Source organism: Microvirga arvi, assembly GCF_016892765.1.
GTDB classification, from domain to species: domain Bacteria; phylum Pseudomonadota; class Alphaproteobacteria; order Rhizobiales; family Beijerinckiaceae; genus Microvirga; species Microvirga arvi.
Genome location: NZ_JAFEMD010000069.1, coordinates 1 through 25689, shown reverse-complemented (window position 1 = coordinate 25689; position 25689 = coordinate 1). Strand labels below are relative to the sequence as shown.

Sequence of the window (25689 nt, the reverse complement as noted above, 5' to 3'; positions counted from 1 at the left end):
CCGGAACTGGCGGACATCACCGTCTCCCTGCTCGCCGCCAGGAGGATCTTGCGGGAGGAACTGTCCCGCCTCCATCGGAAGGTACTGGAGATCACCCGAGACGACGGCGTCTGCCGGCGCCTGATGACCATTCCGGGCGTCGGACCGGTTGTCGCCCTGGCGTTTACCAGCACCATCGATGTCCCGGCCCGCTTTCGAAAGTCGAAGGCGGTTGGACCTGTCTTGGGATTAACGCCGGTGCTCAAGGAGTCCGGGGAGAGCAAGCGTGTTGGGCAGATCTCCCTCTGTGGCGATGGAATGATGCGAGGGCTGCTCTACGAAGCCGCCCAGGTCCTGCTGACGCGGGTGAAGAAGTGGTCCTGGCTGAAGGCTTGGGCGATGAATGTCGCCAAGCGGCGTAGCATTCGGAAAGCCATTGTCGCGCTGGCGCGGCGCTTGGCTGTCCTCATGCACCGGATCTGGAGCGATGGAACGGAGTTCCGTTGGACGAAAGATCCCCTCGTGCAGCCATCCCTTTGATCGCCCATTAGGGAGAAAACACCGAAGTTCCGCCTATCGGTGGAACGCTGTCCCTCGCGGGACGATGGATGAGGTAAGTTCGTGCTGGCCTTTGCATCGATTGCCACGGTGATCAATGCGCTCATCAGATTGTGCTGCCTCATTCTTCTCATCCCATCATGGGAGGGCAAAATGCCGATCCCGGAGAGAAGCAAGAGCTCGCGAGGAATGCGCTAGACCGACGGGTTGAAAAGACGGCGCTTGACGTGGAGGTGCCGAATAGAGAAGGGCCAGCGGTCATGTGGCCGCACTGCAAGGCCGAACACATGGCTGCACCCGACCAAAGCGTCAAAAGACCAAAACCCTCTTGCCACGCAGGCGCCGTCCACACAGGCCTTCTGCGAAATCGCGCCGACACGCGCTCAGTTTTCACGTGTCTGTGTGACCGGGCCGGAGCGCCCATGAAAAAGGGCCGCGCCCGGTCTTGTGACCATGTTCGCGACCCTTCCAGCCCGTAGTTGCCCTCATGGGAAGGAAGTCCGTATATCTACCTCCTCGTAGGTATACAGCAAGTACATAAGCTCAAATTGAAACAATAAGCCTATTTCGGTGGAGATTAAGCGGCGAATTTCTTCGCCCATCTGTCGCATACCCGACTGACGGGAAAGATTTGACCGAGTACATGAGCCATCCCGACTTTGTTATTTTTGCCCCTACGGGTCGGACCTTAGAGCGCTCCTCACAAGAGAGGGCGCTTTCTTTTTTGCAGTCTCAACTCTTCAGGAAAATTTAGCCTCGCAGACTGCACTATTCCATACAAACGATTATGCGAAATCGGCGAGGCGGTTCGTCAGGACTTCGATTAACTCGTAATGGGCCTCCAATGCCCCCCCCATAAGGCCACTCGTGACCCCTGCGCCTGACAGGGCACGGAGATGCTTTTCCGCTTGGGCAATGCGTCGCCGAATGCTGTCGGAGGTGGTGTGCTTGGCCGCTTCCTTTTGCACCCATCGGGATCTTTGGCCATTCGCTGTAGGCATCGGACCCTCGGGGCTGCTGCCCCATAAGGTCAAGTTAGCCTACGGAGTAAGCAGGGCAATAAGCGGCTCCATCACATCTGCTCGATGAGAGGGTTTCACGTCTCATTTGATCAAGCGAACTCTTCACCCTCGTGCCTCCGCATCCGGTTCCATACAGCCGCTTACGCGCAAAATGACCTGACGCGCAATTCGCGGATAATCTTCTCACGCGCACGAGGCTGATATTAGCTGCGCTTGCCATGAGCAGGATACCAATCGCTATCCAGCCGATCATCGTTGCATCAAAGAATTTGACATTCTGGTAGGCGGGGTTTCGACTCCTCCGGTGTGGATTTCGCACACGAGCTGTAGGAGGAAATCATGACAGAGCTCATGAGCCGCAGATCGGCAGTAGCACTTGGTTTGACAGCAGCCGCCGCTCCCCTATTCGCTTTCGTAACGCCCGCAGGCGCTGCGGGCGTCCCAGCTTATGGCCCCAACGATGGCAAGGAGCTCAGCCCAGGGCGTCGGCTGGTGGAAGTCGGCACAGCACCCTCTGAGATGGCCGCCTACAAGAGCATCAAAATCATCGACGTTATTTTCCAGCCTGGAGCCGCCGATCCCACGGAGGCGATGATGGACATGGATATGATGTGCTATATTCTTGCAGGCGAGTTCAGCATCAAGAAGATGGGGAAGGAACCCTACACCGTGAAGGAAGGCGACTTCTACACGTGCGGGAAAGGCAGGACCGATCATGCCACTAACATCGGTAAAGGGGTCGGAATCCATCGGATTGCCATTTTGATCCCCGTCTAAGCAGACTGCAGCCCTGGCTTAGCTACTGGTGTGCAACGGGTCACAGCCGAGCCAGGGCAGTTCTACGCCGCACGATTGCGTAGGAAACGCGCGCAGTGCCATTCCACACACGGCCTTCCGCCAAGTTCGCCCGTCGGGGCCGGTATGGCGGACAACCTCTCCGCCATCATCGTGAGGGGAAATGAGCCATTGCGCGCCCCTTCCCACCCACTTCCCCACCGGCGCGGTCTGTGTCGGCTCACCCCACGGCTGAGCGGCTTTTCAGAATGAACGTTATGCGAGTTACCCGCCGCCCTTGCGCGACCTTCCCTGCCTCAAAGCTGTGCCTCAAGCGGGTGAGGCGTAAACTGAGTGCAACCGCGAAGACGCAACCCCTCTCACGGCCTTCAGGGCTCTCTCAGTGAAGGGTCTTGGACCCACTCGGTGGTCAGGGTACGCAGCATGTCTCCGAAACAGATCTCGCTCGTCGGCGGTCTTCTGGTGATGGGGCTTGAGCCGATCCAGGCTCATGACATCTACACGGACCTGCTCACCCGATCCGGTCTGCCCTGCTGCCATGATGGCGACTGCCGCCCTGTGCCTTACCGTCTGACCCTAAAAAGAGTGCAGATGTTCGTTGACGAGCAGTGGCTCGATATCCCGAGGGGCAGCATCCAATACCGCACCCTCGCGGGTGACCGGGGCGAGACCGGAGGATCTCATTGGTGCGGGTTACGCGACGCGATGGGGTACTTTACCCGTTGTGCGATCTTGCCGCCCCAGTCCGCCGCCGCTCAGTAGAACGCACCGTTCCATCCTGGGCCTTATGCCAACTCGCAGGGGCTCGCGCGACCGCTTCCGCTCCGGAATTGAGCCCAAAGGGTCTGAGGCGTAGGCTGGAGCATCCGCGACGACACAACTCCTCGCGCGGCTTTCTTGAGCGCCCGGTGTGATGCGCCCCGGAACCACTTGGTGGTTAGGGTGCGGATCATGTCGACGAAACATCCCTTGATGGTAACGGTGATACGCTGGGTTGGGGGAGCAGTTATGCTCATGCTTGCTGCTCTACCGACAGCAGCGGAGGCGGACGACGCCCTGAAGGTGGTCGCGGCTCCGAAAGACTTCATCGGGCAGCAGGTAACCGTATCCTGTCTCATCACCTATGCCCAAAAGTCGAGCCCCACATGGTGCGAGGTTTACGACAGTTCTGGGCAGGAGGCCGGACGATCCTTTTCTACCTGATCAATTTAGCGAAGGAAGAGGATCGTCTTCGAGCGACGCAGGACTGCGGTAATCAGAACTCTCACAGGAACAGACGCGATAGGTGCATGGTCACCCTCACCGGGCGCGTGGATGTCCCGGCTCAGAAAGCATTTCTGACCGATCCCACAGTGGAGTGGGTGAACAAATAACGCGCAGGTGCATATCGCCCCTCATTCGAACGTGCCGTTCCATCTGGGCGTTATGCACTTGCGGTGCCGGTTTTCGGGCGCACGAGGCCGTGCTCATTCGAGGCCAACGACACTCACAAGGCGGGCGGAACTGCACGCATCTCTCATCCTCTTAAACCCCTGGTAGGTGGGTCCGTTGTAGAACGTCTCCCAAGCCTCGACAGATGCGGATGCTGGAAGACCGTCCCGCACCGACCCCGAAGGTCAAGCTCCACGGACGGCGTGACTATGGTGATGACGATGTCTCAGCACCGGAAAGGCCCCCTGACGCGACTGATTAGAAACTCACACGCGAACGCGGAGGGTCTGAGTATGCCCGAGATGACATCCAACTCAGTGGCTCGCTGTGTCACCGACATCGGTACGGGCCGCATCTGGTGGGAGTGGCGGCAGGGTCATTGGGTGATCGCTGCAAAACCTGCCTCTGCGCCAGAGCAGAAGCGCCACGGATAGATGTATCGATCCTCTCACGCCGGAAAAGAGTTCTTTGCGCCTCTGAGGCAATAGCAGAACCCTTGAGTGGCTCTAAGCCCCTCCGTGACGACCAATGCTTCTACCGAGCGTATTTGAACTCGGGAGCCGCTTTGAGTTGGTCCTTGGTCATGTTCGTTGTCAGCATCGCATGATCTGGAGCCGAACGGGCCGCATTGGCAGCAGCCCGGTCTGGAGCCACAGCACCTGTGGTCGTCGGTGCGGTCGGGCTGGCCGTCCCCGGAGCCGCTGGGGCTGTTGCGGTGGCTCGTGGAGCAGCCGGAGCATTCGGATCGGTCGTAGTGGCAGTGGTTACCACGGCTCGTGGCTCGTTTACGAACTTGATCTGGTCGAACGGAATTGCCACGTCGCGTTCACCCATCCCGAGGAAGCCGCCAACCCCGACGACCACGGCCTGTATCTTGCCGCTGCTGTCCACGAGCAATTCGCTGATGTCGCCGATCTTCTCGTTGTTCTGGTTGTAGACATCCAGCCCTTCAAGCTTCGAGGCCCGCCATTGCCCCGGCTGCTCCTGGGTCATCCAGTTGCCGCCGCCCATCTGTGCGGGGGCTGCTGTTGAACCGGTAGGAGAAGCCGTGGTGGAGCCTGCGGGCGGGTTGGTCTGTGCTATAGCCGGGGCAGCGATCAGGGTCGTGCCGAGCAGAGCCAATGCGAGATGCTTACCAAGCATGTCTTCCTCCATCGTCTTGTTCGCGCCATGCGGCGCATACCATATCAACGGGAAGCACAGCCCTTCGTTCTACTCAGTTTGCCATCTTGGCAGGAGGAACTGGCGTGGGTCGGCCAGCATTGCCCTACACAGCATGATTTCTCCTGAAACTCTAACTCTGTCCTGGACGGGGTTTTTGTTGGTGACTCGGCAGGAGATTGGCCCCTGTCACAGGGGCGGCTGAGATAGCCCCCATAGCCTCCTTGGCACAATCTATAAGGGCTCACTAAGGTCGCGCCTTAGCTATATGATCCTTAGTCTGTCTTTGCAGCCATGCAGCGTATACGAGTTAGCCAGGAGACTGGACGTGCTCAGCCTCCTGGCACTCTTAGGCTCAGGCATAGGATCAGATGCCCCAGTAATAGGGCGCCTTCCAGTAGTCGTGCAGTTCCCGTTCACGCTCCCGATCTGACCAGTCGTAATCATCTCGATCTCTGTAGAAGCTCGGCGCTCCCCGAAGCTGTTCTTCTGAGATGTCGGTGCGGTATCCACCCAAGCTGTTGTCGTAATCGAGCTTGCTCCACGGTATGGTATGCTCGTCCTCGCCCATGCCAAGGAAGCCGCCGAACGACATCACCGCATAGGCGACCTTGCCGCTGATCTTCTCAATCATCAGCCGCTTGATCGAGCCGAGATGGTTGCCTTGCGGATCATACACCGCAGTTCCCTCAACCCGATCACTCTCGATCAGGGGCTTGCCGGTCATCACGCCGGGAGCATTGGTGTTTGTTGAAGAATCTGCCTGAGCCATGTGTGTTCTCCCTCTTACGCGTCATCTCAGGTGCTATTTGCTTTAAGTTTCCCGATGCGGAGCGTACCCACGATCTGTTCGACCATAATCCGGCACGTGAGCTTCTCGGGTTCGCTGTTGCCCATGGATCATCCAGGCCAGGGCATAGCCAATAGCTCCTGCCATAAGCAGCGCAAGCAACGGGTTTCCTGCCACCCGCTCGGTCACGGCTCGCCGGCCCTCGCGAATGTACCGCTCTGCCTCCGGATACTGTTCTCGTGCTTGCCGCGCGTAGTCCTCACCTCGGCTGTACATGTCGCGGGCTGCACCGGACGCCTGATCGGCAACGTCGTGCAGGGCTTCCCTCACGTGATCCAGAATTTTCTCAGTGGAGTCCTGCTCCGGTGGGCCTCCCTGATCACCCGCTGATGGGGAACGGGCTCCCTGATCAGGGCCATCAGGCTCAGGGCCTTTGGTGATGGTCACGGAGACCGGATCGCTGGTTGGGAAGGTCTCCTCAATCGCATGGTCGAGCCTTGCATCGAGGTTCTCCTGCGAATTCTCGGCCAGACTGTTATCCGAGGAACTCTCGATAGACTTACCCCCATTCTTAGCAGGGGTGGATTGGCCGTTGATACCGAGCGGGTTCACCATACGAGCCCTCCAAAACAGTCAGAGCAGGTTATTAGTGACCTGCACGACTTGTAACGCTAAGGCTGCGAGCCCCGTTCCTGAATGCCTTAACCTATGTGAAAAGCTTGGCGGACGAGCTTTGAAGGTGAGCATTGCAACTTAATAGAAGGGGCGCAGCATCAGCTATTTCCGGCAGGGCTCCTATCTGAGGTAGGGAGACCATTGCTGTAGCTTCAATGGGAGAGCCTAATGTCTATGAAGTATGTCATGCTGAAACTTGACGGCGGCGAGTTGCTCCCGCTGCTCTTTCCCGAGTTCATGCAGCACTCCCACATGGCTCAGTCAGTTCCAGCCACGGTGGTGAGCGCGGGTCACGTCCATCTGGAGAACGGGAAGATCATTGCTCGCGGTGCATCAAGCTCATTGGATGTTCTCTCACGGGAAGAGGATACCGGGATAATCCAAGCCTATTTTGACGGGCAGAGCGTCGTTCAGCAGGAACTCTAATTGTCAGCAGGAGGCGATTATGGGTGCCGAGACCCAATTTCATTGACAGCATTGAGGTGCTCTGGTGCAGTAATCCTCCGTCAGGAGCAGGAAATTGCCCAACCAGAGCACCCCGAGTCTTCAGGACCTTTTCCTGAAGCACCTCCGCGATCACAGAGTGGAAGTCACTGTCTTTCTGGCGAACGGAATTAGACTGCTGGGTCAGATCAGATCGTTTGACAACTTCACGTTACAGCTTGTCCGAGGCAATGGGACGCAAGTCGTATACAAGCATGCAGTTTCTGCGATTAACCCAGCAGAGCCGATTCACCTGATTGACCCAGCTTCCTCTGGGTAGCCCAGCCGTATCCATAAGCACTTGGGGCTCTGTTGATCCATCATAGAGCGTTGTGAGATAGCGCCAGATCAGTAGATAGTGCCATTCCCACGGGGGAAGCTGCCGGTGTTCTCGGGATCATAACGCCATGGCGATCTGGAGCCGTTAGCCCCTTCGCTGTTACCTGACCGGCTCTGGCCACGTGTGAAAGACCCTCCTGGTTCATAGCCGTCCTGCCCGCGACCTGAACCGCGTGTCCGGTTTCCAAGCCCGTCCGCTTGCTCACGATTGGCAGGGCGATCACGCCCCATGTCCAAGCCGAGGTCGTCGTAAGGACCCATTCTCCCCTGGCGGGGCAAGGGGGCTCGATTTGCACTGCGATCCTGGGGCTCGTAGCGGTTCGCTCGTTCGTCATTGGGCGAGCGTCTGGGCTCTGCATTCCTGTTGCGGTTGTTCTGCTCCCTGACAGCGCGCTCGTACTGTCTGCGCTGATAAACACCAAGAGCGCAGCCTGCGAGAGCACCTTTGATCCGGTGCCCGCCTGCAAAGTGACCGGCGACAGCACCGCCAAGCCCATACTTCAGGCAACCACCAGGACGGCTCTGAGCCTCAGCAGGCCCTGCGACAACGCCGAACGAGAGCATGATGGTAGCTGCGAGCGCAATCTTCTTCATTGATACGACCTCTCATGATCTGGGCCAACGTAGGCAGATTCGAAGAGGTTCCTGTCCGGGAGGTCGCGATTGGACGCAGGTCTTAATGACTGGCGGCGCATTCCGGAGCCAATCCACCTTTGTCGCCTCTGAGCTTTTGCAAGGCGTTAGTTTGAATGACCTGCTCCGAGCCCACAAACAGGCTTGCGTAATGCCTTGTCCGCACTATTGCCACAATAGTCCCGCTGCTTTGCACAACAGAGACCTGACAAGGGCGGGAACATAGGGGCATTCACCGGCACGTGCGTGTCGCTAATGAAAGTGTCTCAATGCAAGCCCTGCACCCGACTGAAGCCCCGACAATCAAGATTCCCCTCCCAGCCCATACCATGCTGGACCAGTCCCTCGATCCCAGTGACCTTCAGTGGTTGGGAGAACGGCTGCGGGTTGCCTATGGACCAGTCGAGGCTCCCCTCCCGGCTCGCTTGACGGAGCTTGTTGAGCGGCTCGCACGACGCGAGCATTCCAAGGATTAGGTGAGTCTCTACAACCCAGCCCATTGTGGCTCCTGCCTCACACAGAAAGGAACAAGCTCATGGCCGGTAAATCGCGCATGCGCCCATCATTCAAGAAGCACACCCGCCGCTACAAGGAGGTGATTGCCCCAGCCAAGACGCTCGAAGGGATGAAGAAGCTCACCAAGAAGCGTCGCTACGCCAACCGCCACGGTTAACTATACTTGATCTCTGTAAGGCTTTTCAGAGCCTTGTCACACCGTTCAATGTGATCGCTGGCCCTCCGCTGCATCTCCACAGTGTTCGTGCAGGGCTCATCAACCTCTTGCTTGCAGAATGGGCAGATCATCGGAGGGGCCTCTTAGCTGGCGGGATGTATCAGGCCAACAACGATGCAGGATCGGGGTTCCAGCGCGATAGCTTCCAGTTCTGTAAAGGAACCATTATTGGCGAACGCATGGTCGATGCCACCTTGAAGTTGAGGCTTTGAGAATCACGTCAGACGCTCTTTCGCCATGAGCCTCAGCATCACTGTCATTAAAAAGCCAAGGTATCTGCTCCTGATCTCATTATGAGCAAAACCCCGAAGCGCCCGAGTCAACGTGACGACCTCAGACACCAGGATGGTGGGGCCGGTGGTCAACGGCCAAAATCCTCCACCCGCAAGCCGCGCACCGCTTCGAAGCAGAAGGCGGACGCGGTCCTGGACTCTCTGGACGCTGAGATATCCAACGGGGTAACAGAAGGCCCAGAAGGGAGCAATGTCTCCAGCCTTCCGCACCCACAGGACGATGCTCTCGCCACGGACAGCAGCGTGGTTGCAGAAGGCAATCAGAACGGGCTGGACCAGCAAGGCACACACAGCAGGATAAGGGACGAGGTCGAGCAACCGGTGCAGACGGTCGCATTGGCGGATGGTCTTGCTCCAACAGAGCCCGATCAGGGCGTTGCAAGCGATCTGTCTCGGCCCAGCGAAGTGACAAAGGCACGGATCAACCCAGCCTCACCCATGGTCCATGATCTCCAGTCGGACAGCCGTGAAGATGCTAAAAGCTCATCCCGCATTGCTCCTGAAGGTACGGTTCAGCGAGCGATCCGGGCGTGGAGCCCACGTCTTCAGGCTGCATCAAACCGTGTGAGGGGTGCCTCGGGACGCGTGAAGGTCTGGGCGCAAGAGGGAGCAGCGCGCAGGGTTCATGAGAGCAACGAAGCTCAAAGATCAGCGAACCCAATCTACATCCTTGCCGCCATCACCCTTGGAATTCCCGCTTTGCTCTTGATCCCGCTGGTTGGGATGAATCCCGGAATACAGAACGGGACCTTCATGACCGTTATGACCTTCCTTGTCGTCTCGGCCTTTGTCACTGCGGTGGTGTTCGAGATCAAGAGGCTGGCTGATCAACCGTCTGACGGACACCACCACTGACAGTCTGGGATTGTCGGGTTTTCCTTCAAAGCTGCTATCAAGGCCAGGGGGCGTTACAGCCGCGTAGGAGGTGGGACAAGGCACAGAGAGAAGGCGGTGCCAGTGTGGCGGCACCGCCTGAAGGAAGTGGCCTTAGCACTCGGTCTTCTGCTTGGTGGTGGTGCCGGTTGCGTCGGAAGTCTGTTTCGTGGTTGTCGAGCAGCCGGTGCTGCCGGTCGTGCCAACATCCCGGTTCTCAATCACAACGTTTTTCTGGTCTGGTCCTGACGCCGCATCGCCAGTTGCGCCACCCACACCGGCACCCACAGCAGCCCCAACCGGACCGCCAACCACAGCGCCGACAGCACCGCCTGCGGCAGCACCGGCTGCCGCACCACCTGGGTCAGCGGCGGCGATGGACGGGAGCAGGAGGGTGGCTGCAAGGACAGCGTATTTCAAATCTGAGCGCATGACTGTTTCTCCACATGAGCCAATCGCGAATTGCGATCTGCTGCCAGTTTAACGGCTGCGGCACGAGGGCGTTTCAGCTTGGCTTTTCCCACTCCAAGGGGCTCTCAGCAAACAAGGCCCCTTCTGAAGTTTAGTGGCGCAGAGGTAACGACAAATTTTGATTTCGGAAGAAGGCTCTTGCCAAAGGTGAGTAAGAGGCATAGGCGAGGCCAAGATCACGGACATCTGTTGTGCTGTGCGGGCCGTTTCTGCTGATCCTGTTAGAACAATAACTTGTTCTAACCACCTTCCCACATCAATTCCCGTGCAGCCGAGGACAAGAACATCATGAGCGAGAGCGCAACCTCTCCGAACTATATTGAACTGTGTGCCGACATCGTCTCAGCCTATGTCAGCAACAACTCTGTACAAGCCGCTGACTTGCCGTCGCTGCTCGCTTCCGTGTATGCCGCCCTGACGAAGACTACACAGGTTCAGCAGACCGAGCCTCAGGCTGAGTTGATCGCGGCTGTTCCGGTGAAGAAGTCTGTTACTCCGGACTCTATCATATGTCTGGAGGACGGGAAGAAATTCAAGTCGCTCAAGCGTCATTTGCGGACGACCTACGACATGACCCCTGAGCAGTACCGCGCCAAGTGGAACCTAACAGCCGATTACCCGATGGTTGCGCCGAACTACGCCAAGGCTCGCTCCGAGCTTGCCAAGACGATGGGGCTGGGTCAGCAGCGCAGGAAGGGAAAGTCCCCGGTGGAGGCTGTTGCAACTGATGCCGCTCCCGCGAAGGAGCGTCGCACGAAGAAGGCTACTTAACCGATCCTGCCATGATCAGGATCGGCCATAGCCGGTCAAATTAACCCTTGAACTCGGTGCTGTGAGGTGCCGAGTTTTCGTTAAGGCTTTCCCACCCCTGTGTCGTTGCGCGCCTCGGTGTGGAATGCCCCGCCAAGGCGGGGCATGGTATTTGCAACGATAGCTCGAATGTAGCGCCAAGCTACTTCGCCGGAACAGGCTCTTTTGCTGGGGTGGACGCTGCCTTCTGAGCCGCTGTGTCGGCCTCCTGCTTCAGCTTATCGACAGCTTGGGTGCGTTTAGCCTCAAGCTCCCGCTGGCGTTCAGCCTCAGCCTTCGCCCTGTCCTCGGACACATATGATCCTCGATAGTGGCACATGGCGTCCTCCGTTCATGCAGAACGAAAGTCAACGCGACCCGGACCCCATAGTTTCGCTGAATTCTTCCCCTTCTGACCGGATTTGCGAGGGTGAGCCCTGTGCCTTGCTCACTCAAGCTTGGCCATCCACATTCCGGCCAGGAGAAACTGGAGGTCAATCATGCGGCGGAGAACGCGTGGCTGGATCATGCCGGAAGCTGACATTCTTTCGCTGTTGAGGCTGATCGACGAGAGGGTAAGCTCGCCCAAGACTGAGGTCCGACACCGCGACACCATGATCCGGCTTCGTGACATCCTGGAGGGCGACTTGAGAATCTATCGGTCAGATGAGTTGCCGAAAGAGCCCCAGCCTCGATCTGGGGAAGCAGCTTGAATGAGCTTAGTAAGAAAATCTTCGTTCCCAAACACGCCATCCTTGTGGGAATTTGGTGAAGGGTATTGTGACAACAGGATCAATCACCGATCTGCTATGGATTTTGGCTCTTCTCGCAGGCTGGCTGGCGATCATCTATCTCATCGGGGGCTGGTACGCTGGTACGAGGTTTCGCACCCTTCTGAAGGCTCCCCTGTCGGAGGAAGTGGAGCACCTGACCCACGTTTGGGAAAAGCGTGTTTATCGCTGGGCGGCATTGGCCTTTTTAATGTCGGGGCTCTCAATCCTTTGCATCATCAGTTGGCTGATCTCTAAGAGGTTCGTCCAGTGAGGTGATGCAGCTTGCTATGTGCCTCTACAAGGCAGAGCGGCACTTCGTCGGCACGGTGAGGGGAGGCGCACTGAACCCAGACGGCACGAATAAGATAGCAGCCAAAGTGGGACCTGAACCGAGCACCGCGATCACCGTTCTCCTGAGGGCATGAAACCGCAGGAGGTAGCTATGGCAGGCCCCAAGCAACCGAACCAGGATACAGGATTAGAGAACCTGAGCGTCAACAGCAGTCGCCGCAGCGGTGTGAAGGAAGATGGTACCGGCAACCCAGCGCACCAGAGTGGGGAGCACGATCCAACCGAGAGTGCAGAAGTGCCGGATCAGCAGATACCCGTGGAGCAGTCACCGGGGATTGAGGATACGGAGGGGCATCCGACCTGAACAAGGCTCCTTATAACTCTGGATGACAGACAGCATTCGCATCCCAGGCAGAGGGTCCGTGCAGGGCGGCTGGTCGCCTCAAGAATGGTGAACCGAGCCTTGCGCTGAGGATCATACAGGTTGGGAGGGGCTCCCATCTGAGAGGCTTTCTCGGGTGGTCGGTCCCGACGCCAGACTCATCGAAGAAGGCAAACAAAGAGGGGCCAAAACGCGGGGGAGACGGTGCAAGAGACCACGGGTGGATACGGGCGAAAAAGCGTCCCCCAGGTTTACCTAAGTGCTTGTACAATTTCGATCCTTAACGCCCTCTATAGGCCACCACCCATTCCCCCGATCCCGCGCAGTTTCCAGGGGCTTGTCATGTTAAGCATCCTTTGGACGCAATGAGACTTGCTTAACGGCGTAGTTGGTTCAAGCGGTGGTGCGGGCCACACCTTTCCATTCCGCCATCGCGGTGAGGCGATGCAGATGCATGGCAAGGGCGGAGCGGCGTGAAAGAGGTGGAACGAAGAGGTTGCGGACGGCCGAGAAGATTGCAGCGAACCTCTGCAGGCCTCCCGGCGATCTAAAGCCCTGCATGATCCGCTCTCGTCGCCGCAGAGGCACATGCGAGTTCTCCGCACGGTTGTTAAGCCCCTTATGCGAACGGTGCTCCACCGTTGGCATGATATGGCGGTGGGCAGCAGCGTAGGAACCGAGCTTGTCGGCGATCATCTGTCGCGGAGGGCTACCCTGCTTCTTCAGGAGGCGTCTTAGCAGGCGCTTGGCCGCCTTGGTGTCGCGCCGCGTCTGGACAATTTCGTCGAGCACATAGCCATCCTGGTCGACGGCTCGCCAGAGCCAGTGCCCCTGGCCGGAGATCGTGACCACGACCTCATCGAGATGCCAAACATCGCGCCGGCTCGGCCTCTTGCGCCTGAGACGGCTGGCGTAAGCCGGCCCGAACTTTATCGCCCAGCGCCGGACCGTCTCATAGGAGACGAGGATGCCGCACTCGAGCAGCATCTCTTCGACCAGTCGCAGGCTTAATGGAAATCTGAAGTAGAGCCACACCGCATAGGCAATGATCTCGGGTGGAAACGATGACGTTTGGAGCTGACGGGCTTGATCATGCCGGTCCATCTACACGCCTCGCTCTCATACTTGGGTTAATGTGACAACACCCCACCGGACACAGAGCAGGATGACTGAGCGATCAAAATGCCTGCCCTTGAACACGCTACCCTCTATCCCTGAGCCCAGGGAGCATTAGCTGAAACTCTGAAACAAATTCTTGCGACAGATCCCACAAGGGTCGCGTAGCAGAGTCTTTCCCGTCACTCTTTGTGGCCGATGGTTGTGTTACGGACAACCAAGTGAGTGTCCAGCACATAGCGAATGTCACGGAGAGACTGGCTTTGCAGCAATTCGAGGAGGAGCGACAGCGCTGCCTTTCCAGCCTCCAAGGACCGGTTCGAGACCGTCGTCAGAGACGGATATGTAGCGGCGCCCAGCACATCGTCACACCCAACAACGCTGAACTGGCGAGGGACTCTGATCTTGCGATCCGCCAGTCCAGCGAGGATCCCCTGCGCCGTCAAATCGTCGAATGCGATTGCAGCCGTGGCCCCTGTAGTAATGATCGCCGCTACGGCTTCACGCCCTGCGTCATAGCTTGGTACCATGGTGGCCACTATGTCGACTTTCAGTCCCAGGCGCTCAGCCGACTTACGCACTGCGAGGCGGCGTTGCTTGTTCGACCATGATGTCACCGGTCCCGCGACATAGACGATATGTTGGTGTCCAAGTCCCGCCAGATGTGCAACCGCCTCGCGCACGCCGGAGCCGCTATTGATCAGAACACGAGGAATACCCTCGACATCGCGATTGATCAGAACCAAGGGCCGCTGAGCAGCATGGGCTCGAATGCGTTCGTCCGATAAGCGCGATGAGGCGAGGATCAGCCCCTCGACCTGACCTGTGAAACGCCCCACAAGTTTGTCTTCTTGCTTTGGGTCCTCATCTGAATTGCCGAGAAACACACAAAAGTCCGACCGATCAGCCTCCATTTGAGCGGCCCGAATTAAAGGCGGGAAGAATGGATTGGCAATATCAGGGACAATCAGCGCGACATTCCCATGGCGCCCCGTACTCAACGCACGGGCCGTCTGGTTAGGAACATAGCCAAGCTTCTCGGCAGCATCCCGGACCCGCCTGACCGTTTCAGGGCTGAGCATCTCTGGGCGGGTAAAGGCACGAGAGACGCTCGAGCGGGCAACGCCTGCTGCCTCCGCGACCTGTTTGATGGTCAGCTTCTGTTTCTGCCCACTCACCATGGCCCCTCTATCACCAACCGCCAGTACCGACCGTCTTCTTTGAACACAATGCTCACATCTGCCCTTAGGATGCGGTTGCCTAGATCAGCCCGTTGACATGCAACCGGTTGCAGGCTTTAGTTCATGCCATTGCTAGAGTCAGAGTACAAGAGCCCACCTCATCAACTGGCACGCTGCATTCATGAGGCTACCGTGACGGATACTCCTGCCCAGTCCCCTGCCCCAGCGAGCCATCGCACGGTCGAGCAACTTCGTATCGAGAGCTACCGCACGCGGGCCGAGATGGGTGCCGCCAGCGCTGGCGCGATTGCGACAGACCTCCGAGAGCGACTAAGCCGCCAATCGCAGGTTCGAATGATTTTTGCTGCTGCGCCTAGCCAAGCAGAAACCCTCCGTCGCCTTCGGGAGGAGCAGGAAATTGACTGGCACCGGGTAATGGCCTTTCATATGGATGAATACATAGGTCTTCCAGCTGATGCGCCGCAGCGTTTCGCCCATTGGCTTGACGAAGCCCTGTTCGCTCATCTCCCCTTCGCGGCGGTGCATCACATTGTCCCCGAACCGGATCCCACCACGGCGGCGGAGACCTACGCGGCTCGCCTTGCCGAGTCGCCCATCGACCTCGTCTGCCTCGGTATCGGCGTTAACGGCCATATTGCGTTCAATGACCCCCCCGTGGCGGATTTTCATGATCCGCTCGACGTCAAGATTGTCGCTCTTGACGAGACCTGCCGCCAGCAACAGGTCGATGATCAATGCTTCGCGCATTACGACGATGTTCCCGAGCAGGCATTGACGCTGACGATCCCGCGCCTCCTGCGAGCCGATCGCCTGTTCTGCATCGTCCCGGGCTTCAATAAGCGGGATGCCGTTCGCCGGACCCTCTATGGGCCAGTAGCGACCGCTTGCCCGGCCAGCATCCTGCGTAAGCAGGCCCACTGCACCCTTTATCTCGATGCGGAGTCCGACCCCGATGCTGAACGGTGAGCTTATTGATGCAGATGTTCTCTGCGCCGCCTATCTCGCGTCCACAACGGATCTGATGCAGCACATCCTGACGGAGGAACGCACTGCGACAGACAGGGCCGCCGCTCGTCTCGCTGATCAGATTGCGGCTGATCGACTAATTCATATCTTCGGTCCAGGCGGACATTCGAACCTCGCTTCGCAGGAGGTGTTCTTCCGTGCGGGAGGCTTGATGCATGTTAGCGCCATTCTAGACGAAGGAACGCTGCTCTCCAACGGGGCTCTGCGTTCTATGGCGATCGAGCGCAATCCCGGCTACGGCAAGGTGGTCATCGCCAACCAGCGGCTCGGCCAAGGTGACCTTCTCATCCTCGTCAACGCCTATGGCATCAACGCGGCTCTGATCGATGCCGCCCTCGAAGCCAGGGCGCGCGGCGTCTTTCTGATTGGCGTCAGTTCGCGCGAGCATGCCAGCAACACCTCCCCCGAACACCCAGCCCGGCATCCCACCCGCCAGAACTTGCACGACCTTGTCGACATCGCAATCGACACCAAGGTTCCCATTGGTGATGCGGTAGTGCGGGTTCCCGGCATGAGCCAAGACATCGCGGCAATCTCGACCTTCGCCAATGCATTCGCGCTTAACTGCCTGGTGATCCGCACCGTGTCCAAGCTCATTGAGCGTGGCATCGAGCCGCCCGTGTGGCGGAGCGGCAACGCCCCAGGTGGCGACGAAGCCAATGCACGCTTTATTGCGAATTTCCACAACCGGGTCAGAGCTCTGTGAACTCGTCTGGCCACATTCGGGGACGCAATCCCGCGACTGGTGAGACCATCGCCATTACGGTCGAGAACGGTTTCATTGCCGCGATCAAGGCCGCGGATGAAACAAGTCATGATTATGTTGCACCCGGCTTAGTTGACCTGCAGCTGAACGGCTTTGCGGGCCTTGATCTCAATGACGGCCACCTTACGCCAGATCGGGTGAAGACGCTGGCGGACCATATGCTGTCGGTAGGCGTCACGACCTTTCTGCCGACCCTGATCACCGCGCCGGAAGCTGACATCATCCGCGCGCTGACGGTCATTGCGGTGGCCCGCCGCCGCTTTCCGTTCGTGGCCGAGATGGTTCCTTTCGTCCACGTGGAGGGTCCCTCCATTTCTCCGCTGGACGGACCGCGCGGCGCTCATCCGGCCGCCCATGTGAGGGCGCCCTCCCTCGAAGAGTTTGAGCGCTGGCAGATGGTAAGCTCCGGCCTCGTTGGTCTTGTCACGCTAGCCCCTGAGCAGCCCGGCACAATTGATTACATATCAGCCCTCGTACAGCGTGGCGTTCATGTGGCTCTCGGCCACACCGCCGCCTCGCCCGAGGAAATTCACGAAGCTGCCGCAGCGGGGGCAAGCCTGTCTACGCATCTAGGCAACGGCGCCGCGGCCACCCTGCCACGACACCCCAATTTTCTGTGGAGCCAACTCGCAAATGACCGACTGACCGCAACCTTCATCGCTGATGGCCATCATCTTCCGGCCGACACGTTCAAGGCGATGATCAGGGCGAAGGGTCTCGAGAGAGCCATCCTGGTTTCGGATGCGGTCGCACTCGCTGGCATGCCACCAGGCCTTTACGAACAGCCTGTAGGGGGCAGTGTCGACGTCACAGCTGATGGACGTGTCGGCATTGCCGGCACACCGTATCTCGCCGGCGCCGGGTTGCCGCTTTGCGCCAATGTCGCGATCGCCATTCAGATGGCAGGACTGACGCTCAGCGAAGGCCTCAGGCTCGCAACGGAGAATCCCGGTCGCATCGCCGGCGGCCGGGGTCGTCTCGCCGTTGGTGCCCAGGCTGATCTGATGCAGTTCGCCTGGCATGAGGGACAGCGCCGGCTCGAGGTCTCAGCCGTCTGGCTGCGAGGCAAAAAGGTGTTCTCGCGATGATCCGCGCCGGAACAGCCCTGGTGGATATCACGCCGCCGGTAGGGCTGGCCCTCTCCGGGTTCGCAGCCCGCAGCCAGCCTGCGCTCGGCACGCATGATCCTCTGACCGTTCGCGCCGTCGCGGTGGAGAACACCGCCCTCGTAGTAGCTGACGTGATCGGCTTTCATCGCGACATGGTGCGTCGCATCCGCGAACGGTGCGTGTTGCCTGCCGACAATGTGGTCGTGGCGGCGCTGCATACGCATGGTGGCCCTGTCTCCATGATGGGCCGCCTAAGTCAGCATGCCGACACAGCCTATCTCGAGCGACTGGAAACTGCATGTGTACACGCGATCGACAAGGCAGTGTCCTCCGCGCGGCCCGCCCATATGGTGGCCGGATGGGGCGCAGATCCTGGAGTGGCCAGAAATCGCCGGCATGCCGATGGCTTGGTCGATACTGCTTTGCCGGTTCTGCGCGTCCGAGACGCGGCTGGTGATCCGATGGCGGTGATTACAGCCTATGCCTGTCACCCGGTGGTGCTCGGCGCCGACAACCGGCTTTGGACGGCCGATTACCCGCACTATGCGCGTGAGCGCCTTGAAGCCGCCCATCCCGGCGCCATGGCACTCTTTCTCACCGGTTGCGCGGGAGACGCCAATACCGGTCACTCGGCGCATGCCTCGATCAGCCTGGCGTCGAGCACGTATCGGAGTTTCGAGTCGGCGCAAATTTACGGCGAGCGGATTGCCGGCGCCGCATGCCAGGCCGACGAGGTTCCGTTGGGAGAACACACCTCGGTGGCGAACCGGATCCTGCATCTCGGCCTCGAGCGGCGCGAAGCAGAACCTCCGCAGGCCTTAGCGGAGCGCTGGTACCGCGAGCGGGAGACCGCGGATCCCGCTCGCACGGCGCTGCTCACCCACTGGATTACCTGGGCTGCGGACATTGCAGGTCGCCCTCTGACACCGGTCGAGGCGCGCGTCTCCGTGTTGAACTGGGGAGGAATGCCGATTGTCACCCTTCCCGGAGAGATTTTTGCGGAGACGGCGCTTCAAATTCGCGAGAAGATGTCTCGCGGTCCGGGCTTTGTTATTGGCTTTGCAGAAGACAATCCCGGCTACATCCCTCCAGAGTCCGAATATGCGTTCGGCGGATATGAGGTAGACGAGGCACACCGCTACTATGGCCAGCCAGCCAGCTTCGCCACCGGATCGGCCGAGGCCTTGGCTGAAGCGGCCATCGCTCTTCTAACCGGAAGAACCGACTGACCGGCTGGAGTGGAATGACTGTCCTGCCGAGCCACAAGGGCTTCTTGACCCGCAACCGGTTGCATGACAACCTGCCAGCTGCCAGCTTCGACACCATCAAAAACAGGGGAACGGGATGATCGACGCGCTAAATTCTGCCACTACGACTTCACTGAAGCGGCGTTTGGGCCGTGTGGCTTTGCTCGGCTCAGCCTTGGGAGCGTCCATGCTAGCCGGGCTTTCCGCCACCTCAGCCCAGACCGTCACGGTCTGGAGCGGCTATCCGGAAATGGCGCCATTCTACGAGCACGTGGCCCAAGGCCTCAAGGCCAAGCATCCAAACCTCAATGTCAAGGTTGAGGCTATTGCTCTTCGCGAGCACGAGAAGCGCATCGCGCTGGGCCTCACGTCCGGTGTTGCCAGTGCAACCGTGATCGAGCTCCAAGGCTCCACTGTTCGCCGCTATCTCGAGAACGACCTCCTGCCGAAGGCTCCTGACGCGGTGGCCAGCTTCGTCAAAGACAAAGCCAATTTCGATGAGTTCTTCACATCGAACGCAAGCTATGAAGGTGCGGTCTACGGCGTACCCCTGTTCCGTGGACAGGCTGCGTTGTTCTACAATACCGACATATTCAAGGCGGCCGGACTGACCACACCGCCCAAGACTATGGACGAGTACACACAATATGCTGAGAAGCTGACCAAGCGCGGCCCTGATAGCAATCCGACCGTGTCCGGGTGGAGTCTGCGTCTCACCGGCGGCGGGCAGGGTATCGCTGAGAAGTTCTGGATCAATTTGTTCCAGTATGGCGGCTCCGTGCTCGAGCCGACAGCCGACGGCAAGTGGCGTGCCAACTACGCCAACGAGGCTGGTCGCGCGACACTCAAGCAGTACCTGCAGAACGTACATGTTCTCAAGACCGTCACGCCCGAAATGCCGGCCGATGCAGAGGCTTTTGAGCGCGGCCAGACCGCCATGTTCATCCGCGAGTCCTGGGTAATCGGCGATATCGCCTCCAAGGCGCCCAACCTCAACTATGCTACCGCCCCGCTGCCACGTGGCTCTATTGCCCTGCCGACCAATCTCTATGCGAAGGCCGAAGGTGCTGATGCCAAGGCGGCTTGGGACTTCGTCATGGCTACCAATGAGCCTGAGAATCTGACATGGCTTCTCAAGAATGTCGGCTGGCTGCCGAACCGCTCCGGAGTCGACTATTCCAGCGTGACCAGCGCAACCCCAGCGTTCAACGCCTTCGTGAACTACCCGAAGGACTACAAATTCTTCACTCTGCCCTCGATCGGACCGATCGAGGAGGTACTGACGCGCTTGGCCGCCCAGCTCACCAACGCCTTCCGCAATGCGTCACTAGCAAAGGATGATGCGGCCATCGATGCCTTCCTCAAATCGGCTGCGGACGAGACCAACCAGATCCTCCGCCGCGAAGGTCTTCTCGGGAAGTAACCTCTTGCGCCGTTTGGTCTTGCGTCGTCCGGTGAGCGAGCGCGCACCGGACGGAGTCTGAGGAGGTACCCTGGTGCAGCGCAAGAGATGGATGTTCGCGCTCCTCGCGATCTTGCCGACTTTGGCGATCTTCGCCTATGTCCGTATCTATCCCATTGGCGACACGTTGCGCCTGAGCCTCCACAAGTGGGACATTCTGTCGAAGAACAAGCCGTTCATCGGCCTTGCAAACTTCGAGGAGCTTACCGGAGACCCGCTGTTCCGGGAGGCGCTCCTTAACACCACCATCATCGCATTCGGCGTTCTGCTCATCACTATCCCGCTTGCATTGGTGCTGGCCGCTCTCATCTATCACCGCACCCGCTCGCGCTTTGCCGGTTTCTACGAGACGGCAATCTTCATTCCGCATGTCGTTTCGCTTGTGCCGGCCGCCATGGCGTGGAAGTGGATCTTCGATTCCCGCCTCGGCCCTTTGAACGCTCTTCTCACGACATTCGGCTTCGCGCCTAAGGCTTGGCTCTTTGATCCGGTTCTGTCAGTTGTGTGTATCATCGTCCTCTGCTCTTGGCAGGCGTTGGGCTATGCGGTGATGATCTATCTTGTGGGCTTCAAGAGCCTGCCGACCTCCCTCTACGAGGCTGCCAAGCTCGATGGTGCCTCGGCCCCCCAGAGCTTTTGGTATTTGTCGATTCCCCTGCTCAAGCCGATTACGTTGTATGTTTCGGTGGTTACGCTGGTGTCCGGCTTCAACGTCTATGCCCAGGCCTTTGTCTTGGCCTCTGACGCCCAGGGTGCTCCAGGCCGGCAGGTGCGCGTTCTGGTCCTCGACATGCTGGAGAACAGTTTTCGCAACTACCGCGTCGGCTATGCTGCCTCCGAGGCGGTTGTTCTGCTGGCGATCGTTCTGGTCCTGACCCTGATTCAATTCAGACTGCTACGGGAGAAAGGCGGCCGATGAAACCGCTCTCCGAAAACACAGCGAGCCGCGGCATGTCCATGCGTACGAAAGAGCGCTTGATCAACATCATGATCGACGTGGTGCTGACGGCCACTTGCCTACTGATGATCCTGCCGCTGGTGTTCCTCGTCTCCAATGCCTTCAAGACGCCGCAGGAAATGCTGGCCTGGCCACCGACCGTCATTCCAGATGATCCGACAGTGGCAAACTTTAAGGCAGTGCTTGGCGACACCCCACTGCTGCGCTGGATCGGAAACAGCATCCTGTTCTCAGTTCTGTCTACCTTCTGCATTCTGGCGACCTCTTCGATCTCCGGCTATATTCTGGGCAAGTTCCGCTACCGCGCGTTCAACGTATTCTTCGCCATTATCCTCGCCACGGCGATTGTGCCGTTCGAGGTCTACATGATCCCGCTCTATTTCCAGGCGAAAGCGCTTGGCATCCTCAACTCTACCTGGGGATTGCTACTGGGCTACCTGGTGATGAGCTTCGGCATTTTCCTCATCCGGCAGAACGTGATCCAGTCGATCCCAGACGAGTTGCTCGAGGCTGCCCGGATCGATGGCGCCGGGGAGTTCTGGATCTTCTGGCGCATCGTGCTGCCGCTCCTGCGCGGCGCTCTCGGAGCCCTTGGAGTGCTGGCCTTTTTCCAGGCCTGGACTGCCTTCGCATGGCCTTTGATCGTAGCGACGACCCGGGACAGCTATACGATCGAGGTGGGGCTTGCTCTGTTTCAGACCGGCTTCACGGTTGATCTTGGACGGCTCAGTGCAGCCTCCGCGCTAGTTCTCATTCCAAGTATCACACTGTTCGTCCTGCTACGCCGGAACTTCGTGCAGGGCGTGGCGAGCACGGGGCTGAAGGAATGAGCGGATCGGACTTCTCACTGGTAGATGTGCGTGCCCGTTACGTGCGGTCTAATGCAGCAACCCTACGCTGGATGCTCGCGCGCCCACGTATTGCCGGCGCTTTCCTCAACACCAAGGTCAACAGTCTGAGCCTCTCGGACTATGGAGACGCAGATGGAGTACGCGGACCCTCCTACCTCTACGGTTGGATCCAGGGGCGGGGGCTTGAGGCGGTTGCGACGCATGCGGAGTTTTTCGAGACGGAGGAGCCCACCCTGGCCGCAGAACTCGATGAGGCCGGTTTCGCTCTCTATCATGCACTCCGGGATCTGCAGCGCCGAGATGGACACGGCTATTTCTGCTACGACCGCGACCTGAACCCTGTCTATGTGAGTTCCGACGGCGTGCTGCACCGGCAGTCTGTTGCTGACGGAGTGTTCACCTATTCCGATGCTTTCTTTGCCAAGGGCCTCATCGCCGGGGCAGCACGCTATGCTCCGGCGGACCTCCCAGAGCATCTCACTTATCTAGCAGGGGTGGTCGACGCGATCGAACAGCGGCGGTTCCAGATGGACGAGCGCCGTCACCTCTCGCCCCGCGCGGCTTTAGATGAGCCTGAGGATTTCGGCCCGCGGATGATCCTTCTTGGCGCGGTGGGCCTCCTCCACCGCGTTGGGTGGAGCGAGCACTCAGCATTCGCTGATCGCTTCATCGCCCATATTCTCAAACATCATTTTGACTCACAGAGCGGACTGTTACGCAACGTCCCGGGGACGGATGTCTGCAATGTGGGGCATGCTATCGAGTTCGTGGGCTTCGCACTGGACCATCTGCAGGGTAGCGCCGAACCCGCTTTAGTGAAACAGCTTCAGTCTGTGCTCCATTCCTCCTTCACTCGCGGCTTCATTGGACCCGGCCTTTGCCTATCGGTTTCAGCCGCAACAGGCGGTTCCCTAAGTCCTTACTGCCCCTGGTGGCCTCTGCCCGAAACCATCCGATCTGCCGCCTTGTGCTTCGCCGCGACGGGTGACGGCGAGGTCCTGCGCATATGGGAGCAAGCCGATTATGCGTTCTTCACACACTACTGGCGGGGCTCCATGGCCTATCAGACCTTAACTATGCATGGACCGGTTGATTTCGTCCCGGCGACGCCCGACCTTGATCCTGGCTATCACACGGGATTAAGCCTTCTGGCCGCTATTCATGCGGCCGACTGGATCTTGACCCGGTCTAATTACCCTAAAGCCACGATGTAGAGTCTTGGCTCTTCCGAGTTGCGTCTCGGACACGACGCCACCAAAGTCCAGCGCTCTCAGATTGAGCGCGTCGACGAAAGCGTCGATGATGCGGACTGAATTATTCTCATCAACCCAGTCATCCAGGCTTTCGGGAAACAGGGTGGTCTGGCTGCGATCCACGCCTTCAACAAAGCGTCTCATCGGATCCCCCAAACAAGGCTGGGCAATCCTACTACTACCTACCCTGTCCCGCTGCCTGCGTTTTGACACAACCAAAGTCAAACGCGGCCGTTGAGCGCGGCCGTGTAAATATCAGCTTACCCCGCGACTGCGGGAGTTTGGCATTCGTCTGCGTGCCAGAAGTCGGCCTTCCGGCTGGAAGGCATGCACAGTGGCAGCAAACTGTGGAGCCGCCTCCCTTCACGCCAGTTGGCTGTCGGCCGATGTTCCAGGAACGCCACACCGTCGCCAATCCTGGCAATGATCAGGATCGGACTGTCGCCCGCCTTCTTGTTCATCCGTGGATCGGCATTAAGATCGGCGAAGACCTGGGCACGGAAATCATTGGACCTGTCAATGCTGTACGCCCTTTCCGCCGGCGAGCACTGCCGACACCAGGCGCTGGCTTGCCAAGGCTTCCTCGCCTGACACGGTGGGTTGACGACGGCTGTGAATTGCATTCACGAAGTCAGCGATGAGGGCTCGATGTGCATCATGAGGGAAGTCCATGATGCTTGCTCCGCTCCCCGTCGAACCTTCCGCTTCAACGATTTCCTCCCGCCCGTCCAGGAAGGACAACCGCAGCGTTCCTCCTATGAGTGACGCAAAACCCTTCGTGCCAACGACTTCAATTCGCTCAGGATGCCCGGGATAGGCTGCCGTCGTCGCCATCAGAGTCCCTGACGATCCATTGCCCAGTCGCAGGAGTGCCGAGACGTAGTCCTCCGTCTCCATGCGGTGAAGATCGGTCGTCCGCACATCGGCGCCTATGACGCCTGAGACGCCGACCAGGGATCGGAACAAATCGAGAGAGTGGATGGCCTGGGTCAGGAGAACGCCGCCGCCGTCCCGAGCCAGAGTGCCACGTCCGGGCTCATCGTAGTAGCTCTGCGGGCGCCACCACGGCACGGACAGGAAACCCGCCTGAACCGTGCCGATCTCTCCCCTGAAGAGCGCCTGCCGCAGTCTGAGGCTGCCGGGCCTGAACCGTTGCTGGAGGACGACCCCAAACGTGACGCCCGCCGCCTGCGCTGCAGCAACGAGCCGCTCGGCTCGATCGAGGGTCAGTTCCAGAGGCTTTTCCACCAGAACATGCTTTCCTGCCGCAAAGCAGCGTTCCGACACCTCGAGGTGGCTACTCGGGGGCGTAAGGACCAGGACCGCATCGACGGCAGGATCCTGGATGGCGGCGTCGAGATCGGTCGTCGTAACAAAGGGAAAGTGTTGCTGATAGGCCTGAGCGCGCTCGGGCGAGCGGCTTACCGCCCAGTGAACGTTGATCCGGTCCGAGAGGTCGAGGAGGCTTTTTGAATGTGGGTGCGATGCGGGCCCAAGGCCGATGATGGCTAAACCGATCTTCTTCATGAATGAGGGAACCTTCTGTCTGTGGGTCGTCCGGGTCCGTGAAGCCGCCCAGCATTCGTTTGGGCCTTCAGCACGAGGCGGCATACCGAAAAGACATGGGCTTGCCTCATCGCGGATTCCGAGCGACATCCCACTTCGGCGACGAGGCTCCGAATATAGGTCAGCGGCTCTTGACTGCAATCAATGTGACGTGTGCCCGTCCGATCCACGACGAGGAGGTGATCTGACCCGGGTCTTCCATCGAGATCAACGTATTTTGCGCAGTTCGATGGTGCCGTCCAGCCCACTCCCGCCGACGAGCCACTTGTCCAAACCGTCAAGGTGTTCGTCAAGCCTGGCTATCGGAAGACAATTCAGAGCCACCAGCGTGCGCCATAGCGCCGACCAGTTGCGGAGCGGTGCGACATGGGACCCCCGCGGTGCCCAACACCGCCACTATCGATATGAGTAAGCTTGTCGTCGCTCGGGAACTAGACCTGAGCGTTCAATTGTTCCGAATTGGGAAGGACTGCTTGGTATCAACGAGCAACGAAACGGAGACCCAGTGAAGGTCCGCATTTCGGCCGCACACCGAAGGGCGAGAGCCCGGAACTTACCAGGCGCTTATGCACTCACGACGGCTCTGTTCTCTTATTCCGGGGATTCCGGTCAAGCCCTTTGAGCGGCCCTTTCCGTCAGTTCGGCTGATATCACCTGTCGGG

The 25689-nt window shown here is 59.0% G+C and carries 26 protein-coding genes; 19 read left to right on the top strand and 7 right to left on the bottom strand.

The window, feature by feature from the left end; translation table 11 throughout:
- The 4 genes from ILT44_RS26000 to ILT44_RS25985 all read left to right on the top strand — a co-directional run.
- A partial coding sequence (locus tag ILT44_RS26000; protein ID WP_204242508.1) for a transposase occupies nt 1-519 on the top strand: 519 nt, incomplete at its 5' end.
- 1379 nt (nt 520-1898) lie between these two features.
- Nucleotides 1899-2336: a hypothetical protein gene (locus ILT44_RS25995; protein WP_204242507.1), complete on the top strand. Its 438-nt coding sequence runs from the start codon at nt 1899-1901 to the stop codon at nt 2334-2336.
- A gap of 441 nt (nt 2337-2777) precedes the next feature.
- Nucleotides 2778-3116 (top strand): hypothetical protein, encoded by a 339-nt coding sequence (locus ILT44_RS25990; protein ID WP_204242506.1) that lies wholly within the window; start codon nt 2778-2780, stop codon nt 3114-3116.
- 252 nt (nt 3117-3368) lie between these two features.
- Nucleotides 3369-3557 carry a hypothetical protein gene (locus ILT44_RS25985; RefSeq protein ID WP_204242505.1) on the top strand — a complete coding sequence of 63 codons (189 nt, stop codon included), beginning with the start codon at nt 3369-3371 and terminating at the stop codon, nt 3555-3557.
- Between the two features lie 762 nt (nt 3558-4319).
- Here the strand turns inward: ILT44_RS25985 and ILT44_RS25975 are convergent.
- The 3 genes from ILT44_RS25975 to ILT44_RS25965 all read right to left on the bottom strand — a co-directional run bounded on the left by ILT44_RS25975 (nt 4320) and on the right by ILT44_RS25965 (nt 6351).
- Nucleotides 4320-4928, bottom strand: coding sequence for a PRC-barrel domain-containing protein (locus ILT44_RS25975; protein WP_204242503.1), 609 nt, complete (start codon nt 4926-4928; stop codon nt 4320-4322).
- Between the two features lie 385 nt (nt 4929-5313).
- Complete coding sequence (locus ILT44_RS25970; protein WP_204242502.1) at nt 5314-5718, bottom strand: PRC-barrel domain-containing protein; 405 nt, start codon at nt 5716-5718, stop codon at nt 5314-5316.
- Nucleotides 5719-5760: 42 nt separating this feature from the next.
- Nucleotides 5761-6351: a hypothetical protein gene (locus ILT44_RS25965; protein WP_204242501.1), complete on the bottom strand. Its 591-nt coding sequence runs from the start codon at nt 6349-6351 to the stop codon at nt 5761-5763.
- 246 nt (nt 6352-6597) lie between these two features.
- Here ILT44_RS25965 and ILT44_RS25960 point away from each other — a divergent pair, with 246 nt between their 5' ends.
- From ILT44_RS25960 to ILT44_RS25945, 4 genes are all read left to right on the top strand, one after another.
- Nucleotides 6598-6837: a hypothetical protein gene (locus ILT44_RS25960; protein ID WP_204242500.1), complete on the top strand. Its 240-nt coding sequence runs from the start codon at nt 6598-6600 to the stop codon at nt 6835-6837.
- Between the two features lie 94 nt (nt 6838-6931).
- Complete coding sequence (gene hfq / locus ILT44_RS25955) at nt 6932-7174, top strand: RNA chaperone Hfq (protein ID WP_204242499.1); 243 nt, start codon at nt 6932-6934, stop codon at nt 7172-7174.
- A 1227-nt stretch (nt 7175-8401) separates the two neighbouring features.
- Nucleotides 8402-8539, top strand: a complete 138-nt coding sequence (locus ILT44_RS25950; protein WP_204242498.1) for a hypothetical protein — start codon at nt 8402-8404, stop codon at nt 8537-8539.
- 353 nt (nt 8540-8892) lie between these two features.
- Nucleotides 8893-9747, top strand: a complete 855-nt coding sequence (locus tag ILT44_RS25945; RefSeq protein WP_204242497.1) for a hypothetical protein — start codon at nt 8893-8895, stop codon at nt 9745-9747.
- A gap of 132 nt (nt 9748-9879) precedes the next feature.
- Here ILT44_RS25945 and ILT44_RS25940 read toward each other — a convergent pair whose 3' ends face one another.
- Nucleotides 9880-10197 (bottom strand): glycine zipper domain-containing protein, encoded by a 318-nt coding sequence (locus ILT44_RS25940; RefSeq protein WP_204242496.1) that lies wholly within the window; start codon nt 10195-10197, stop codon nt 9880-9882.
- Nucleotides 10198-10524: 327 nt separating this feature from the next.
- Between ILT44_RS25940 and ILT44_RS25935 the strand changes: the two genes are divergently transcribed.
- From ILT44_RS25935 to ILT44_RS25925, 3 genes are all read left to right on the top strand, one after another.
- Entirely contained in the window at nt 10525-11007 is a 483-nt protein-coding gene (locus ILT44_RS25935; protein ID WP_204242495.1) for a Ros/MucR family transcriptional regulator, read from the top strand.
- A gap of 798 nt (nt 11008-11805) precedes the next feature.
- On the top strand, nt 11806-12069 hold the full coding sequence (locus ILT44_RS25930) for a hypothetical protein (RefSeq protein ID WP_204242494.1): 264 nt from the start codon (nt 11806-11808) through the stop codon (nt 12067-12069).
- Nucleotides 12070-12240: 171 nt separating this feature from the next.
- Nucleotides 12241-12453, top strand: coding sequence for a hypothetical protein (locus tag ILT44_RS25925; protein ID WP_204242493.1), 213 nt, complete (start codon nt 12241-12243; stop codon nt 12451-12453).
- 411 nt (nt 12454-12864) lie between these two features.
- Here ILT44_RS25925 and ILT44_RS25920 read toward each other — a convergent pair whose 3' ends face one another.
- Both ILT44_RS25920 and ILT44_RS25915 read right to left on the bottom strand, forming a co-directional pair.
- Nucleotides 12865-13575, bottom strand: coding sequence for an IS6 family transposase (locus tag ILT44_RS25920; RefSeq protein WP_204242492.1), 711 nt, complete (start codon nt 13573-13575; stop codon nt 12865-12867).
- Nucleotides 13576-13769: 194 nt separating this feature from the next.
- Entirely contained in the window at nt 13770-14768 is a 999-nt protein-coding gene (locus ILT44_RS25915) for a LacI family DNA-binding transcriptional regulator (RefSeq protein WP_204242491.1), read from the bottom strand.
- A 282-nt stretch (nt 14769-15050) separates the two neighbouring features.
- Here ILT44_RS25915 and ILT44_RS25910 point away from each other — a divergent pair, with 282 nt between their 5' ends.
- From ILT44_RS25910 to ILT44_RS25875, 8 genes are all read left to right on the top strand, one after another.
- Nucleotides 15051-15755, top strand: coding sequence for a 6-phosphogluconolactonase (locus ILT44_RS25910; protein ID WP_204242490.1), 705 nt, complete (start codon nt 15051-15053; stop codon nt 15753-15755).
- Nucleotides 15742-16521 (top strand): sugar isomerase domain-containing protein, encoded by a 780-nt coding sequence (locus tag ILT44_RS25905; RefSeq protein ID WP_204242489.1) that lies wholly within the window; start codon nt 15742-15744, stop codon nt 16519-16521. Before ILT44_RS25910 ends, ILT44_RS25905 begins: the two co-directional genes overlap by 14 nt.
- Nucleotides 16518-17669 (top strand): N-acetylglucosamine-6-phosphate deacetylase, encoded by a 1152-nt coding sequence (locus ILT44_RS25900; protein ID WP_204242488.1) that lies wholly within the window; start codon nt 16518-16520, stop codon nt 17667-17669. The genes ILT44_RS25905 and ILT44_RS25900 overlap by 4 nt, the downstream gene beginning before the upstream one ends.
- Entirely contained in the window at nt 17666-18919 is a 1254-nt protein-coding gene (locus ILT44_RS25895; RefSeq protein ID WP_204242487.1) for a neutral/alkaline non-lysosomal ceramidase N-terminal domain-containing protein, read from the top strand. Before ILT44_RS25900 ends, ILT44_RS25895 begins: the two co-directional genes overlap by 4 nt.
- A 205-nt stretch (nt 18920-19124) precedes the next feature.
- Nucleotides 19125-20360 carry an extracellular solute-binding protein gene (locus tag ILT44_RS25890; protein WP_204242486.1) on the top strand — a complete coding sequence of 412 codons (1236 nt, stop codon included), beginning with the start codon at nt 19125-19127 and terminating at the stop codon, nt 20358-20360.
- Between the two features lie 70 nt (nt 20361-20430).
- On the top strand, nt 20431-21318 hold the full coding sequence (locus tag ILT44_RS25885; RefSeq protein ID WP_239468544.1) for a carbohydrate ABC transporter permease: 888 nt from the start codon (nt 20431-20433) through the stop codon (nt 21316-21318).
- Nucleotides 21315-22187, top strand: coding sequence for a carbohydrate ABC transporter permease (locus ILT44_RS25880; protein WP_204242484.1), 873 nt, complete (start codon nt 21315-21317; stop codon nt 22185-22187). The genes ILT44_RS25885 and ILT44_RS25880 overlap by 4 nt, the downstream gene beginning before the upstream one ends.
- Complete coding sequence (locus tag ILT44_RS25875) at nt 22184-23422, top strand: AGE family epimerase/isomerase (RefSeq protein WP_204242483.1); 1239 nt, start codon at nt 22184-22186, stop codon at nt 23420-23422. The genes ILT44_RS25880 and ILT44_RS25875 overlap by 4 nt, the downstream gene beginning before the upstream one ends.
- A gap of 555 nt (nt 23423-23977) precedes the next feature.
- Here the strand turns inward: ILT44_RS25875 and ILT44_RS25870 are convergent.
- A complete protein-coding gene (locus ILT44_RS25870) occupies nt 23978-24988 on the bottom strand; it encodes a Gfo/Idh/MocA family protein (protein ID WP_204242482.1) in 1011 nt (336 codons plus the stop codon).
- Between the last annotated feature and the right edge of the window lie 701 nt (nt 24989-25689).